This window comes from Reyranella sp. CPCC 100927 (genome assembly GCF_007859315.1).
Classification (GTDB): Bacteria; Pseudomonadota; Alphaproteobacteria; order Reyranellales; family Reyranellaceae; genus Vineibacter.
Window position 1 is genome coordinate 1 of sequence record NZ_VOHA01000062.1, and the last position, 1388, is coordinate 1388.

Consider the following 1388-nt stretch of genomic DNA (forward strand, 5'->3'; position numbering starts at 1 on the left):
CCCATAGGCGCTAACTTAGCATTGGACAGCGGGAACGAGTTGAGATTCAAAGAGGTAGGGGTTGAGTAGCGCAGCGTGAGTTGAAGCGATGTTGAGTGAGAGGACGCTGGACGTAGGCTGGAGCCGTCTGCTGAAGCGGTTCGGCCAAGAAGCAGGCCTTGAAGCCTCGGCGAAGCGCTGCGGAGCACTGGTCCGTCGGCGGGAGATCAGGAAGGCCGGAGATCTGCTGCGTCTGGCACTGGCGTACGGGCCGTGCCGGATGTCGCTGCGCAGCACGGCGGCGTGGGCCTCGATATCGGGCATCGCCGAGATGTCGGACGTAGCGGTGCTGAAGCGCCTGCAAGGGTGCGCCGACTGGTTGGAGACAGTGGCCGGAGAGCTGCTGGCGTGCCGAGTGGGTATGACATCGTGGCGCCGTTGGGGGCGCGTGGTGCGGCTGTACGATGCCACGACCGTGTCGCATCCCGGCAGTGAGCGAGCGAACTGGCGTTTGCATGCGACGTACGATCCCGAGGTGGGCCGGCTGCATGACTTCGAGCTGACCGATGATCGTGGCGGAGAAACGCTGAAGCGGGCGCGTGTGTCGGCAGGCGAGATCTGGGTGGCGGATCGCGGGCTGGCCCACGGCGGCGGTCTGGCGCATGTGGTGAACCACGGTGCCGACTTTGTGGTTCGGATCGGCTGGAACTCGCTGGCGCTGCGCACCGCGGCCGGCCGAGCGTTCGATCTGGCCGCCCGTCTTGCGGGCCTGGGTAGTGCCGCTAGCGCACAGTTCCACGCCCAGGCGGTGAGCGATGTCGGTGAGATCGTGCCGGTCCGCCTCTTAGTGTGGCGCAAACCGCCGCAAGAGGCGGCGCGCGAGATCAAGCGCATTCGCGACAAGGCGGCACGGCGGGGCTGCAAGCGCGGCAACGGCACGCCTGACCCGCGCAGCCTGGTGGCGGCGCGCTACATCATCCTGGCGAGTTCACTGGAAGCGCCGGCCAACCAGATCTTCGAACTCTACCGTCTGCGCTGGCAGATCGAATTGGCCTTCAAGCGGCTCAAGAGCTTGCTGCACTTCGATGAACTGCAGGCCAAACACCCTGAACTCGCCCGAACTTGGCTGTTGGCGCACCTCATCGCCGCCCTGGTCATTGATGACCACGTCACGGAGGCGCTGGATACTCCCCCCTCTGCACACCGCATCGCTGCCTCAACAGCCTCGGCATAACTGGCGCCTGGTTCATCTCCTTGCCCGCGCCATCATCGCCAGTATCCTCGGCGACATCCTGCCCGAGCACATTGTCAAATCCGCCCCACACCTCCAGCGTTGCCTCTGCGAGCGGCCACGACGGCGACGCAGGAGATCCTTCCCGCCGTTTATCGTAAGTTAGCGCCTATGGGCG

The 1388-nt window shown here is 65.2% G+C and carries 1 protein-coding gene; it reads left to right on the top strand.

The window, feature by feature from the left end:
• The first annotated feature begins 88 nt into the window (after window positions 1-88).
• Window positions 89-1213 (top strand): IS4 family transposase, encoded by a 1125-nt coding sequence (locus tag FQU96_RS41955; RefSeq protein ID WP_146547388.1) that lies wholly within the window; start codon window positions 89-91, stop codon window positions 1211-1213.
• Window positions 1214-1388: the final 175 nt, after the last annotated feature.

What these genes read in the sequence shown, in the direction of transcription:
- FQU96_RS41955 (WP_146547388.1), top strand. Translation starts at nt 89, where the DNA reads ATGTTGAGTGAGAGGACGCTGGACGTAGGCTGGAGCCGTCTGCTGAAG.